The sequence below is a fragment of the Nocardioides taihuensis genome (genome assembly GCF_042657275.1).
GTDB lineage: Bacteria > Actinomycetota > Actinomycetes > Propionibacteriales > Nocardioidaceae > Nocardioides > Nocardioides taihuensis.
In genome coordinates this window covers 172,192-186,038 of sequence record NZ_JBHSKD010000002.1, presented here as the reverse complement: position 1 = coordinate 186,038, position 13,847 = coordinate 172,192, and the positions used below count along the sequence as shown (strand labels likewise).

10 protein-coding genes are annotated in these 13,847 nt (G+C 74.4%); 5 read left to right on the top strand and 5 right to left on the bottom strand.

Going from position 1 to position 13,847, the window contains the following annotated elements; translation table 11 throughout:
- Positions 1 to 18: 18 nt before the first annotated feature.
- From ACFPGP_RS00920 to ACFPGP_RS00910, 3 genes are all read right to left on the bottom strand, one after another.
- On the bottom strand, positions 19 to 1,389 hold the full coding sequence (locus ACFPGP_RS00920) for an 8-oxoguanine deaminase (protein WP_378585611.1): 1,371 nt from the start codon (positions 1,387 to 1,389) through the stop codon (positions 19 to 21).
- A gap of 130 nt (positions 1,390 to 1,519) precedes the next feature.
- Positions 1,520 to 3,061, bottom strand: a complete 1,542-nt coding sequence (locus ACFPGP_RS00915) for a trypsin-like peptidase domain-containing protein (RefSeq protein WP_378585608.1) — start codon at positions 3,059 to 3,061, stop codon at positions 1,520 to 1,522.
- A 162-nt stretch (positions 3,062 to 3,223) separates the two neighbouring features.
- A complete protein-coding gene (locus ACFPGP_RS00910) occupies positions 3,224 to 5,968 on the bottom strand; it encodes a helix-turn-helix transcriptional regulator (protein WP_378585605.1) in 2,745 nt (914 codons plus the stop codon).
- A gap of 136 nt (positions 5,969 to 6,104) precedes the next feature.
- On the opposite strand from ACFPGP_RS00910, the gene ACFPGP_RS00905 reads away from it, so the two are divergent.
- From ACFPGP_RS00905 to ACFPGP_RS00885, 5 genes are read left to right on the top strand one after another with little or no spacing between them, the layout of a single operon-like run.
- A complete protein-coding gene (locus ACFPGP_RS00905) occupies positions 6,105 to 6,674 on the top strand; it encodes an OsmC family protein (protein ID WP_378585603.1) in 570 nt (189 codons plus the stop codon).
- Positions 6,674 to 7,900 carry an NAD(P)-binding domain-containing protein gene (locus tag ACFPGP_RS00900; RefSeq protein WP_378585600.1) on the top strand — a complete coding sequence of 409 codons (1,227 nt, stop codon included), beginning with the start codon at positions 6,674 to 6,676 and terminating at the stop codon, positions 7,898 to 7,900. The genes ACFPGP_RS00905 and ACFPGP_RS00900 overlap by 1 nt, the downstream gene beginning before the upstream one ends.
- Positions 7,897 to 8,262, top strand: coding sequence for a nuclear transport factor 2 family protein (locus ACFPGP_RS00895; protein WP_378585598.1), 366 nt, complete (start codon positions 7,897 to 7,899; stop codon positions 8,260 to 8,262). The genes ACFPGP_RS00900 and ACFPGP_RS00895 overlap by 4 nt, the downstream gene beginning before the upstream one ends.
- A complete protein-coding gene (locus tag ACFPGP_RS00890) occupies positions 8,259 to 9,521 on the top strand; it encodes a cytochrome P450 family protein (protein WP_378585595.1) in 1,263 nt (420 codons plus the stop codon). Before ACFPGP_RS00895 ends, ACFPGP_RS00890 begins: the two co-directional genes overlap by 4 nt.
- Positions 9,518 to 11,662 carry an alpha/beta hydrolase gene (locus ACFPGP_RS00885; RefSeq protein ID WP_378585592.1) on the top strand — a complete coding sequence of 715 codons (2,145 nt, stop codon included), beginning with the start codon at positions 9,518 to 9,520 and terminating at the stop codon, positions 11,660 to 11,662. The genes ACFPGP_RS00890 and ACFPGP_RS00885 overlap by 4 nt, the downstream gene beginning before the upstream one ends.
- Positions 11,663 to 11,687: 25 nt before the next feature.
- Here ACFPGP_RS00885 and ACFPGP_RS00880 read toward each other — a convergent pair whose 3' ends face one another.
- Positions 11,688 to 12,677 carry an aldo/keto reductase gene (locus ACFPGP_RS00880; protein WP_378585589.1) on the bottom strand — a complete coding sequence of 330 codons (990 nt, stop codon included), beginning with the start codon at positions 12,675 to 12,677 and terminating at the stop codon, positions 11,688 to 11,690.
- A 20-nt stretch (positions 12,678 to 12,697) separates the two neighbouring features.
- Positions 12,698 to 13,756 (bottom strand): DUF2804 domain-containing protein, encoded by a 1,059-nt coding sequence (locus ACFPGP_RS00875; protein ID WP_378585586.1) that lies wholly within the window; start codon positions 13,754 to 13,756, stop codon positions 12,698 to 12,700.
- Positions 13,757 to 13,847 lie beyond the last annotated feature (91 nt).

Sequence of the window (13,847 nt, the reverse complement as noted above, 5' to 3'; positions counted from 1 at the left end):
CCCCTCCATCCGGGGTGGTCAGGCCAGCCGCTGGAGGCGGCGGGCGACGGTCTGGTGGCGACGGAGCATCTCCTCGAGGCCGGGGTGGACGAGCACGGCGTCCTCGACCACCGGCCGCCCGGCCACGACGGTGTGGCGCGCGGCCACCGGCCCGCAGCGCAGCCAGGCCTCGACGGGGTCGGTGAGGGCCCCGGCGAAGGCGATGCCGGTCAGCGGCCAGCAGACGAGGTCGCCGACGGCTCCCGGCGTCAGTGTGCCGATCTCACCGGCCCGGCCCAGGCACGCGGCCGACCCGCGGGTGGCGATGTCGAGCACGTCGCGGGCGGTCATTCCCGTGGGGCCCTTGCGCTGGTGGCCCAGCAGCAGCGCGGTGCGTGCCTCGAGCCAGAGCGAGGCGTGGTCGGTCGAGGCCGACCCGTCGCAGCCGAGGCCGACGGGGACCCCGGCCGCGCGCAGCTCGGCCACCGGGGCCAGCCCTCCTCCACCGATCAGCATGTTGGACGACGGGCAGTGGGCGACACCGACGCCCGCGGCGCCGAGGCGTCGTACCTCGTCGTCGTTGGGGTAGATGCAGTGCGCCACCCAGCTGCGGTCCGACAGCCAGCCGACCTCCTCGAACTGGTCGATGGTGCGGCGCCCGAAGGTCTGCGCGGCGAACCGGTCCTCGTCGGGGTCCTCGGCGAGGTGGGTGTGCAGGCGTACGTCGAGCCGCTCGGCCAGCTCGGCGGTGCGACGCATCAGGTCGGCGGAGACGGAGAACGGCGAGCAGGGCGCGAGCGCGATCCGCACCATCGCGCCCCACGACGGGTCGTGGTGGCGGGCGACCAGCCGCTCGCTGTCCGCGAGGATCTCGTCGTCGTCCTGCACCACGGAGTCCGGCGGCAGGCCGCCGTCCTTCTCCGACAGGCTCATCGAGCCGCGGGTCGGGTGGAAACGCATCCCGAGCTCCTGCGCCGCGGCGATCTCGGCGGAGATCAGGTCGCCACCGTGGCGGGGGTGGACGTAGAGGTGGTCGGTGGTCGTCGTGCAGCCGCCGAGGGCCAGCTCGGCCAGTCCCACCCACGCCGAGACGTACGCCGCCTCCTCGTCGAGGCCGGCCCACAGCGGGTAGAGGGTGGTCAGCCAGGTGAACAGCGAGGTGTTGACCGAGGGCCGGTGGGCACGCGTGAGGTTCTGGTAGATGTGGTGGTGGGTGTTGACCAGGCCCGGCGTGACCAGGCACCCGTCGGCGCGCAGCACCCTCTCGGCCCGCGGGCGCTCGTCCCCCGGCCCGCCCACGGCGGCGACCAGGCCGCCGTCCACGGCGACCCAGCCGCCGGAGATCTCACGGTCCTCGGCGTCGAGCGTCGCCACCAGCTCGGCCCCGTCGACCAGAAGCTCGACGGTCACACTCGCGACGTTAGACCTACCGATCCGCGCTGTCGTCGGGCCGAAAGACCCTGCCCGGCGTGACGTGGGCGACGCCGCGTCCGGCAGACCGAGGGGGTGGGCCGCGGCCCGCCCCCTCGGCGTCCCACGGTCAGCTCGTCTCCTGCTCGGTGGGCACGGTCGCGGGGAAGAGCGGTTGGCCGCACTCCTCGCAGTAGTGCACGCCGGGAGCGTGCTTCGAGCCGCAGTTGGGGCAGAACACGTGCTGGCCCGCGCTGGGAGCCGGCGCCGGCGGCGTCACCACCTGCTCCGGCTCGGGGGCCGGAGGGGCGACCGGTGCGGCGACCGGTGCGGCCGGGCCCTGCGCCACCGTGCTCGGCGCAGGCGGGGCTGCCACCGGCGGTGCGACCGGCTCGGGAGCCGGCGGTGCCGACATGACCGTCGGCGACATCGGTGTCGGCGGCGTCCGGCGGCGACGCACGAGGAACAGTCCGGTCCCCGCCACGATCAGCAGGACCACGGCTCCTCCGACGGCGTACACCCAGACGGGCACACCGCCGCCCTCGTCGGACTGGGGCGGTGCCACGTCGTCCGGGTAGCTGGTCACGGCCTGCTGCCGGAACTCGGTGACCATCCGCCAGCCCGGCTGGAGCGCGAGCGCGGCGTCGAACTCGGCGACCGCGTCGTGGTAGCGGCTCTGGAAGTAGTACGACAACCCGTCACGGTAGGCCTGCTCGGCCTCCCCCAGCGTGTTGTCGACCCCGTTGCCCTCGAGGATCGACGTCAGCGACCCCACCGTCGTCATGAAGTCGGACGACGACTCGCTCCCCGCCGGAGCCCAGGAGACGGTGCCGACGACGTTGCCGTCCATGTCGACGACCGGCCCTCCGGACATGCCGGGGCTGGTCCGCGCCGAGATGGAGGTGAACGGCGTCCCGTTGACCGTCTCGGTCCCGCTCACGCTGCCCTCGTTGAAGCTGGGCGGCGTGTCGGAGTCGACGACCTCGGACACCGCTCCGGAGTAACCGCTCGCGACCACCGCGACGCCGCTCTCGGGCTCAGCATCGGCGAGCGGCAGCGTCGGCGCCTCCAGCCCGTTGACGGTCAGCAGGGCCACGTCCCCGTCCACGAAGGGCTGGACGTCCTGCACGCTCGTCGGGCGGGCCTTCATCGAGAGCGCGGGCACGGTCGTCCTCACCGTCCTGTCGGGCGGCGATCCGGACTGGGTGCCCTCGATGCTGGCGTTGGCCGCCAGGGCCGAGTAGGCCATGGCCTGGTGCGCCGGGTTCGAGGTGATCCCCTGCACGGCCCGCGCGAGGATGGCTCCGGTGCCGCCGGCCATGCCCTGCGCGTCCACGCAGTGACCGGCCGTCACGACGGCGCCGTCCGGCGAGGCGACGTACCCGGAGCAGGTGGTCTTCACGATCCAGGGTCCGTAGACGCCCTTGGCCTCGTACCAGTTGCCCCAGAGGGTGACGTCACGGTCGAGCACCAGCCAGCCCTTCCACGTCACCTGCACGTGCGCCAGGCTGGCGTTGACGACCGCGTTCACGTACTGGAGATCGGTGGTGCTGGCGGCGTGCGCAGCTGGCGCATGGCCCATCGGGATCGCCACCATCGCGGCCACCAGGACCCCCGACGACAACCAGCGCAGGCGGCGGAGCGGCCCTGCCTGGCGTGCTGTGCACTTCATGACGACCTCCTCCGGGTGGGAACCCCGAAGGCCACTCCCCGTCGGACTGGTCCTCAGGGGTCTCCCCTTCACGCTAGGGACCGCGGGCCCGAGGTCGTAGAGCCCTCCGACCCCAGTTGCCGCGGACGAAGGGCCCGGACCGGTGCGCCGTGACCCGCGCCGTCAGCCGGAGAGGACGTCGGCCAGCTCGGCGCGCGATCCGATGCCGAGCTTGGTGTAGACCTTGCGCAGGTGGTACTCGACGGTCTTCGGGCTGAGGAAGAGCGCTGCCGCGGCCTCGCGCGTCGTGCGTCCCTCGACGAGCAGCAGGCTGACCTGCAGCTCCTGCGGGGTGAGCAGGCTGCGCGGGTCGGCGCCGCGCCGGTGCACGGTCTCGCCGGTGGCGGCGAGCTCGGTCGCGGCGTGCTCCGCCCAGCGGGCGGCGCCGAGGTCCTCGAAGTCGTCGAGGGCGGCGCGCAGCTGCTCGCGGGCGTCGACGCGACGAGCCGAGCGCCGCAACCATCCGCCGTACGCCAGCCGGGTGCGGGCGGTCTCGAACCGGTCGAGCGTGGCCGCGTGCAGGCCCAGGGCGGTCTCGAAGCAGCCGTCGGAGGCGAGGTCCTGCGTCACCAGGCCGCGCGCCCGGGCGGCCCGGGCCAGCGCCCACGGCTGCCCCTTGGCCTCGGCCGCCCGTGCGTAGTCCGCCGCGACCGCGGCCGCCCGCTGCGTCTCCCCCAGCCGCATCAGCGCCTCGGCCAGCTCAGGCCCGGGCACGAGGTCGACGTCGGCGAGCTCGTGCGTGCGCATGATGGCTTCCAGTGCGCGGAACTGCTCGACGGCGCGGGCCGGTTCGCCGAGCGACAGCTCGAGGTCACCGAGCGCGAAGCGGGTCCACGCGTGGGCCAGGTGCAGGTGGGTCGCCTCCAGCTGCGCGAGGACGTCCTCGGCGTAGGACCGGCAGACCTCCTCCCGCCCCTGGCGCGCCTCGAGCCAGCACAGCCCGGCCAGCGCCATCACGTGCTCGGTGACCTGCCCGGTCTCCTCGGCCAGCCGGGCCGCCTCGCAGTAGTTGGCCTCGGCCTGCGCCCACGAGGAGGTGGTGGCCTGGTCGCGGGCGACGTGCCACAGCACCGCGGGCAGCGCGCCGACGCCGGCCACGCTCCGCACGTGGTCGACGTACTCGAGCAGCGTCGCCGCCTGGTCGGCGTCGCGCAGGAAGAGCGGGACGAGCATCACGCACGACAGCCGGTGCGGGTCGCGGTGCAGCGCCTCCGTCGACCGGATCAGCGGCACGGCGGCACGCAGGTCCTCGGCGCCTCCGGCCTCGCCCGACACGACGCGGGCCATCCCGGTCGCGATCAGCCCGAGCGCCCTGGCCTTGGGGTCGGTGACGCGCGGGGCGAGGGTCTCCAGCCTCCGGGCGATCTGCAGCGCCGCGGGGACGCCGGCGAGGTAGAAGCTCGCGTGCACGGCGTCCGAGAGGTAGGTGCACTCCTCCGCCGGGTCGGTGCTGAGGTCGGCCGCGGCGACCAGCATCTCGCGGGCGTCGCGCAGCTGCCCCGTGCGCGCGGCGATGCCGCCGCGCAGCGCGAGCTCGCGGACCCGCGCGGCGTCCGAGGGGTGGGAGCGTGCGTGGGCGTCGAGCAGGCCGAGGGCGCGCTCCGTGAGACCCGCGGACCACGCCGTCTCCGCGGCCATCAGCAGCAGGTCGGCCCGGCGGTCCGGGTCGGGGTGCAGCCGGGCCGAGCGCTCGAAGGCACCCGAGGCCACCGAGTACGCCGTCCGGCCCCGCGCGCGCTCCCCCGCGGCCGCGAGCAGGTCGGAGATCTCGGCGTCGGGGCGCCACACGGCCTCGGCGAGGTGCCAGGCGCGACGGTCGGCGTCGGTCTCGGGCAGCGACCCGGCCACCGCCGCGTGGGCCGCCCGGCGCTCGCGGGCCCCGACCCGGGAGTAGGCCGCGGCCCGCACCAGCGGGTGTCGGAAGGTCACCTGGCCGGCCCGCACCGCAACCAGACCGGCGTCCTCCGCACCGGCCAGGGCCTCGACGTCGACACCGAGCTCCTGGCAGGCCTGCGTCGTGACCAGGAGGTCGCCACCGCAGACCGCCGCCACGAGGAGCGCGGTGCGGCAGTCCTCGTCGAGCTGGTCGAGCCGGCGGTCGAAGGCCGCCGTCACAGCGTCGGGGACCCGCGCGGGCAGGTCCGCGGGGTCGGTCGCGAGGGCATCGAGGTCGTCACCGGCCAGCTCCAGCAGCGCCAGCGGGTTGCCGGAGGCGAGCGTGAGCAGCGGCTCCAGTCGGCCGGCGGCCAGCGGCCCGCCGACGGCACGGGCGGCCAGGCTCGCCGCCGCGTCGTCCGGCAGACCGCCCAGGCGGAGGACCGGGAGCCCGGCCACGAGCCGGTCGGCCTCGGGGCTGCGCGCCGTCGCGAGCACCACCACGGGGTCGGCGGCCAGCCGGCGGGCGGCGAAGACCAGCGCCTCGGCCGAGGGGAGGTCGAGCGCGTGGAGGTCGTCGACGACCACGACGACCGGCCCCTCCTCGGCGCAGCGGGACAGCAGGCCCAGCACCGCCGCGCCGATCATGAACCGGTCACCGCTGCCGGGCGCCGCCTCCGAGAGCTCGAGCGCCCCGCCGAGGGCAGCCGCGTGCGCGGGCACCAGCCCGTCGAGGCGGTCGAGCACCGGGCGCAGCAGCTGCAGCAGCCCGGCGAAGGGCACGTGCCGCTCGGTGTCGAGCCCCGTGGCCCGCAGGACCAGCATGCCGTCGGTGGCCTCGTCGGCCAGCACGTCCTCGAGCAGGGCGGTCTTGCCGACCCCCGGCTCACCGCTGATCACGAGCGTGCCGCTCACCCCGCGACGAGCGGTCGTCAGCAGCTGACGCACCTGCTCGCGCTCGGCGTCCCTCCCCAGGAGCAGCGGCTCCTCCACGCCGGCAGTCTAGGCCCCCCCGGGGGCGGGGGCAGCCGGAAACTAGGTGGGTCCCCCGATGCGGTGGACGGCTCCCGGCGGCGAGCGTGGTGGTCCACGACAACCACCCGGCCACGGCCGGGAGAAGGAGCAGGACATGACCATCACGACCGGCACCACCGCCCCCGCCGACAACGGCGTCAACGTCGAGGCCCTCCTCGGCGTACGCGAGGCGAGCGCGGACTCCCCCGAGATCACCCAGTTCCAGTGGCGCTCGACGGCCACGTGGGTCAACGGCACGCACAGCCGCTCGGACATCGAGGGCTTCTACGGCTTCGGCGCCGAGCAGGTGCACCACACGACGTTCAGCCTGGACGCCGACCACCCGCTGCAGTTCGCCGCGAAGGACAACGGCCCGACGCCGGTCGAGTACGTCCTGGCCGCCCTCGGCTCCTGCCTGACCGCCGGTGTCGCGGCCGTCGCCCAGCAGCGCCAGATCCAGCTGCGATCGGTCAAGGCCAACCTGACGGCCGAGATGGACCTCCAGGGGATCCTCGGCGCCGACCCCGACGTCCGCAACGGCTTCAGCGGCGTGACGGTCAGCTACGAGATCGACGCGGACGCCTCGCCCGAGGACATCCGCGCCCTCGTCGCTCAGTCGCAGAAGCGCTCGGCGGTCTTCGACATCATGACCAACCCGACCGACGTCACCGTCTCCGTGGTCTGATGCGCACCCTCACCGCAGTCGTCATCGGTGCCGGCCACTGCGGGCTCGCGATGAGCCGCCACCTCGCCGACCGCTCGATCGACCACGTGGTCCTCGAGCGCGGCCAGGTGGCGACCTCGTGGCGGACCCAGCGCTGGGACTCCCTCCGGCTGCTCACGCCGAGCTGGATGACGCGACTGCCGGGGTGGGGGTACGACGGGGACGACCCGGACGGCTACCTGTCGGCCACGGACGTGGCCGACCTGGTCACCGCCTACGCGACCGCGACCGGCGCACCGGTCGTCACCGGGACGACGGTGACCTCCGTACGACCGGCCGGCGACGGCTTCGACGTCGAGACCGACCGGGGCCGGTGGCACGCGCGCAACGTCGTGCTGGCCGCCGGCACCACCCGGAGCGTGGTGCCGCCGCTCGCACGCCACCTCCCGCGCGGCGTCGTCTCGATCGGCGCCCTGGACTACCGCAACCCCGGGCAGCTGCCCGAGGGCGGTGTGCTGGTCGTCGGCGCGTCGGCCAGCGGCGTGCAGATCGCGGAGGAGCTCCAGCGGTCGGGCCGCCCGGTCACCCTCGCCGTCGGCGAGCACGTCCGGGTCCCGCGCCGCTACCGCGGCCGCGACATCCTCTGGTGGATGGACGCCGTCGGCATCCTCGACCAGGGGGCGGACCAGATGGATGACCTCGTGCGCGCCCGCCGGCTCCCCTCCCTCCAGCTCGCGGGGAGCGGCCGTCCGGTCGACCTCGACGCGCTGCAGCGGGCCGGTGTCCGCCTGGTCGGCCGGTTCGCCGGACTCCGCGACGACGTCGCCCAGTTCTCGGGCTCGCTGGCCAACGTCGTCACACTCGCCGACCTCAAGCTCGGCCGGCTGCTCGACACGATCGACGACCACGCGGGCGGTCACGGCGAGCGCCTCGACCCCACGCCGGTCCCGCGCGCTCCGCTGGGCCTCGACCTCGGCAGCGGTGAGATCCGGTCGGTGGTGTGGGCGACCGGCGTGCGCCCCGACTTCTCCTGGCTCGACGTGCCGGTCCTCGACCGGCGGGGCCGGCTCACCCACGACGGCGGCGTGACCCCGTGGCCCGGGCTCTACGCCCTCGGCCTGCCGCTGCTGCGGCGCCGCCGCTCGACGTACATCGACGGCGCGCGCCAGGACGCCGACGACCTCGCGACCCACCTGCTCGAACGCCTCCGGACCGGTGGCGACCCCCGGACGAGGGAGGCCTCGTGAACACCCACCCCCTGGCGACCACCGTCGCCACCGCGGTCGCCGACCGCTGTTCCGACCGGCTCGGCGCCTGCCTCGACGACACCGTCCGCCTGCGCGCCCTGGTGCCCGGCGGGCCGATCGAGGAGCACGGCCGCGACGCCGTCCTGTCGCGCTTCCACGACTGGTTCGGCGGCTACGACACCGTCGTGCTCGCCGACGCCGCCGGGGACGAGGTCGGCGACCGCGTCCTCGTGCACTACAAGCTGCTGCTCGACCCCGACGCCGACGCGCGGGTGCTCACCCAGACCCTCGTGTGCACCCTGTGGGACGGCCTGGTGGGTCGGATCGACCTGGTCTGCTCCGGCTTCCGGAGGCTGCCATGACCACGACCTGCCCCCACGCGCTCGACGAGTCGCTGACCCGCTGGGGCGACTACGACCGCGACGACCCGTTCCCGCTCTTCGCGCAGGTGCGCTCGGCCGGGCCGGTGCACGAGGTCACGCTGGCCGACGGGCACCGGGCCTTCCTCGTCGTCGGGTACGCCGCGGCGCGCGAGGCCCTCAACCACCCGGACCTGTCCAAGGACATGCACGCCGCCCTCGCCCGCGACGGCGCCGTCGTCGCCGAGGGCCTGCCCGGCCCGGACTTCGCCCGGCACATGCTGAGCGTCGACCAGCCCGACCACACCCGGCTGCGCGGGCTCGCGGCCCGGGCCTTCACCCGTACCCGCCTGCGGGCGCTCGAGCCGCGCATCGAGGAGCTCGTGACCGAGCTGCTGGACGACCTCGCCGCCTCCGACGGTGTGGTCGACCTGGTCGCCGGCTTCGCCGGACCGCTGCCCTTCGCCGTGATCGGCGAGCTGCTCGGCATCGAGCGGGACGACCAGCGCCGGCTGGCCGCGTGGTTCGCGACCCTACTGGCGCCGTACGACGGCGACGAGCCGCCCGCCGCGTCCGTGGCCGCCTCCGACGCGATCGTCGGGTTCCTCACCGACCTCGTCGACCTTCGGTGGGCCGAGCCGACCGAGGACCTCGTCGGGGACCTGGTGACGGCGTGCCGCGAGGGCGACCTGACGCGCCAGGAGCTGCTCTCGACGCTCTTCCAGCTCGTCGTCGCCGGGCACGACACCACGACCAGCCTGATCGGCAACGGCGTGGTCGCGCTGCTCACCCACCCCGACCAGCACGCCGCGCTCGTCGCCGACCTCGACCTCGTGCCGCAGGCGGTCGAGGAGTTCCTGCGCTGGGACGCACCGGTCCCCCACTCGACCTTCCGCTACGCCGCGCGCGACCTCACGATCGCGGGCACCGCGATCCCGGAGGGGGTCCAGGTGCTGGTCTCGCTGGCCGCCGCGGGGCGCGACCCCGAGCGCACCCCCGGTGCCGAGGCGTTCGACCTGCAGCGCGGCGGGGCGACGCACCTCGCCTTCGGGCACGGCATCCACCACTGCCTCGGCGCGCGCCTCGCCCGGCTCGAGGCGCGGATCGCCTTCACCGAGCTCCTCCGGCGCTACCCGGCGATGCGGCTCGCCGTACCGCCCGAGGAGCTGAGCTGGGGCCACGGCGACGGCCTCGTGCTGCGGGGACTCAGCTCCCTGCCGGTCTTGCTGACGGGCCCGGGGCCGCAGGAGACTCGACCATGACCCGCGCACGGGAACCGGACGCGGACGGCTACGTCGAGCACGCCGGGGTCAAGCTCCACTACGAGGTGTACGGCGACGCCGGGCCGACCATCCTGCTGCTGCCGACGTGGACGATCATCCACAAGCGGTTCTGGAAGCTGCAGGTGCCCTACCTCGCCCGGCACCACCGGGTGGTCACCTACGACGGGCCCGGCAACGGCCTCTCCGACCGGCCGCTGGTCAGCGACGCCTACGACGATGCGCGCCAGGTCGAGTACGCCCTCGCCGTGCTCGACGCCACGGGGACCGATCAGGCGGTCGTCGTCGGGTTGTCCAAGGGCGCGCGGTGGGCGCTGCAGCTGGCCTCCCGGCACGGCGACCGGGTGCTGGGCACGGTGACCATCGGCGCCTCGGTGCCGCTCACCGACCCGCACACCGCGCGCGTGGAGCCCGGAGCCGACCCCCGGCAGCTACCGCCGTCCGTGGTCCCGGCCGTGGCCCGCGACCCGCTGGAGCACTGGGCCAAGTACGACCCGGCGTACTGGCAGGAGGGGCACGAGGACTTCCTCTGGTTCTTCTTCGGCATGAGCTTCCCCGAGCCGCGCTCCACCAAGCCGATCGAGGACTGCGTGGCCTGGGGCCTCGACACCGGCCCCGACGTGCTGGCCGTCGAGTGGCAGATCGAGCCTCCGACCCGCGAGTCCGTGGAGGACTGGTGCCGGTCGGTCACCTCGCCCGTCCTGGTGATCCACGGCGACTGCGACCTGATCAGCCCGCTCTCGCGCGGCGAGCGGATCGCCGAGCTCACCGGTGGTGAGCTCGTGGTGGTCGAGGGCGGCGGGCACATCCCGCTGGCCCGCGACCCGGTCAAGGTCAACCACCTCGTCCACGACTTCGCGAGCCGCGTGGCGCCACCCCCGCGGCCGCGCCCGACGACCTGGCGGCGGGGCCGGCGGCGGCCCCGCAAGGTGCTCTACGTGTCCTCGCCGATCGGCCTCGGGCACGCGCGCCGCGACGTCGCGGTCGCGCAGGCACTGGTGCGCGAGCGCGACGACGTGACCGTCGAGTGGCTGGCGCAGGACCCCGTGACCCGCTTCCTGCAGCAGGAGGGCGAGACCGTGCACCCGGCCAGCGCCTGGCTGGCCAGCGAGTCGGGGCACATCGAGGCCGAGTCCGGCGAGCACGACCTCCACTGCTTCGAGGCCCTGCGCCGGATGGACGAGATCCTGGTCAACAACTTCCACGTCTTCCACGACGTGGTGCGCGAGGGCGACTACGACCTGGTCGTCGGCGACGAGGCCTGGGACATCGACCACTACCTGCACGAGAACCCCGAGCTCAAGCGCTTCGCGTTCGCCTGGATGACCGACTTCGTCGGCGTCCTGCCCATGCCCGGCGCCCCCGAGCGGGAGGCACGGCTCACCGCCGACTACAACGCGGAGATGATCGAGCACGTCGAGCGGTTCCCCTGGCTGCGCGACCGGGCGATCTTCGTCGGCAACCCCGACGACGTGGTCCCCGGCACCTTCGGCCCCGACCTGCCCGAGATCCGCGCGTGGACCGAGCAGCACTACGACTTCGCCGGCTACGTCACCGGACTCGACCCCGCCACCCCCGTCGACCGCACAGAGAGCCGCCGCGCCCTCGGGTGGGGTGACGACGAGCAGGTCTGCGTGGTCACCGTCGGCGGGTCGGGCGTCGGCTCCCACCTGCTGCGGCGCGTCGTCGCGGCGTACGACGCCGCCCGGCGCCTGGTGCCCGGCCTGCGGATGGTGGTCGTCACCGGGCCCCGCGTCGACCCGGGCCTGGTCTCCGCCCGGCCCGGCCTGGAGGTGCACGCCTTCGTGCCCGACCTCCCCCGCCTGCTCGCGGCCTGCGACCTCGCGGTCGTGCAGGGCGGCCTGACCACGACCATGGAGCTCACCGCGGCCGGGCGCCCGTTCCTCTACGTCCCGCTGCGCAACCACTTCGAGCAGAACCTGCACGTGCGCCACCGGCTCGAGCGCTACGGCGCGGGCCGCTGCCTGCCCTGGGACGAGGCCGCCGACCCCGACCGGCTCGCCCACGCCATCGCCGGCACCGTCGGCACCGAGGTCACCTCGCAGCCGGTGGAGAGCGGCGGCGCCGAACGCGCCGCCGCCCTCCTCGCCGACCTGCTCTGACGGTCGCCGCCCCCGGCGGCAGACCTCAGCGGTCGATCATCTTCTGCATGGCCTCCGGGTAGCGGTCCCCCACGACCTGCACGCTCGCCGAGGCCTCGTCGAGCTCGGCGAGGTCGTCCCCGGTGAGCTCGAGGTCCGCCGCGCCGAGGTTCTCGTCGAGGCGCTCGAGGCGCCGGGTGCCGGGGATCGGGACGATCCACGGCTCCTGCGCCAGCAGCCAGGCCAGCGCCACCTGCCCGACGGTGGCGCCCTTGCGCTCGGCGACCTTCCGCACGAGGTCGACCAGGGCGAGGTTGGCCTCGAGCGCCTCGCGCTCGAAGCGGGGGAGGGTGGCGCGGATGTCGCCCTCCCCGAACTCGCTCGAGGCGCTGACCTGGCCGGTCAGGAAGCCGCGGCCGAGCGGGCTGAACGGCACGAACCCGATGCCGAGCTCCTCCAGCGCGGGGAGGATCTCGTCCTCCGGCTCGCGCCAGAAGAGGGAGTACTCGCTCTGCAGGGCCGTGACCGGCTGCACGGCGTGGGCGCGGCGGATCGTCGCGACCCCGGCCTCGGACATCCCGAAGTGGTGGACCTTGCCCGCCTCGATCAGCTCCTTGACGGTGCCGGCGACCTCCTCGATGGGGACGTCCGGGTCGACGCGGTGCTGGTAGAGCAGGTCGATCGCCTCGGTGCGCAGGCGCCGCAGCGAGCCGTCGACCGCGGCCCGGATCGACTCCGGCCGGCTCGTGACGCCGGTGGACGCCCCGGCCTCGTCGAAGGCGAAGCCGAACTTGGTGGCGATCACGACGTCGTCGCGCACCGGCTGCAGCGCCTCGCCCACGAGCTCCTCGTTGTGGAAGGGCCCGTAGACCTCGGCGGTGTCGAAGAGCGTGACGCCGCGGTCGACCGCGGCGCGGAGGAACGTGATCATCTCCTCGCGCGGCGGCCGTCGGCCGAACGACTGGCTCATGCCCATGCAGCCGAGTCCGAGGGGTGACACGCGCAGGCCTGGGGAGCCGAGCGTCCGTGCGTGCATGTGCGTCTCCTTCGTCTTCGTCACCACGTCTGGTGCACGTCCTCGGCCCAGCCGAAGACGTCGGCGATCTGTACCCATTCCGGGTGGCCGTCCGCGCCCCAGATCCGGACCCGCCCCGACCAGGTCCCGAAGCACTGGTGGGTGGCGGACGAGACGACCTTGAGGTCGGTCTCGCTGACCCGGTCGTGCTGGGGCGCGAAGGTGAGGTCGACGTCGGTGCCGGTGACCCGCCACGGCTCCAGCCAGGCCGTGGTGTCGTAGGTCCACACCAGCTCCTCGCTGATCTTGTGGAGCGTGCCGTCGACGAGCAGCGAGTTCTCCACCGAGCCGGTGCCGTCGGTCCACCTGCCACCCACCTGCAGGCCGAGCACGCGGCCGTCGGTGCGGCCCGAACCGGCGCCCCAGTTCCAGTGCACCCGGTGCGGCCAGCGACCGCGGCCGTGGTCGAGGGTCGCCCAGGCGTCGCCACCGGACACGTCGTACGCCGTGCCGTCGAACCAGACCGTGCCGACGGCAGGGCGCGCGACGTCCTTGACCGTGTACTGGAAGAGTCGGTCGGTCCACGGCACCACCACGCCGAGGCACTGGTGCCCCTCGGGCCGCTGCGCGACCACGTCGACCCGCACCCGGTCGCCGGAGGCCCGCAACCGGGTGCCACCGTCGACCTCGGAGATCTCGATGCGGAGCGCCTTCCTGCTCAGCGTCGCGGGTCCCTCACCGAGGGTGCCGGGGAGCGTGACGCCGGCGCCGAACGGGGTGATCACGTCCTGCGCGTGCGTCCGGCCGGTGCGCCGGTCCCAGAACCACACGCCGCTCACGCCCGCGTAGTCGATGTGGCTGACCACGAGGGTCACCACGTGCGTCGGGGTGGTGACCGCCCAGTACTCCCAGCGCTTGTTGCGACCCCGGCCGACCCGGCCCCGACCGATGCCGTCGGTGCGGAGCAGCGGCGTGCGCGTCCAGCCCACGGCGTCGGGGTCGAGCCGTCCGTCCGGACGGGTCAGCGACACCGGCGAGGTGAGCTCGCGCTCGGAGACCGCGACCGGCTGCGCCGTACCGCGTCGTCCGGAGGCATCCACACCGTCACCCTAGGGCGACGACACGGCGACGGCGGTCGGTCCGGCGCGTCGTCCACGCGCGGTACCCGTCGGCGACCCTGCCCCGTGGCCG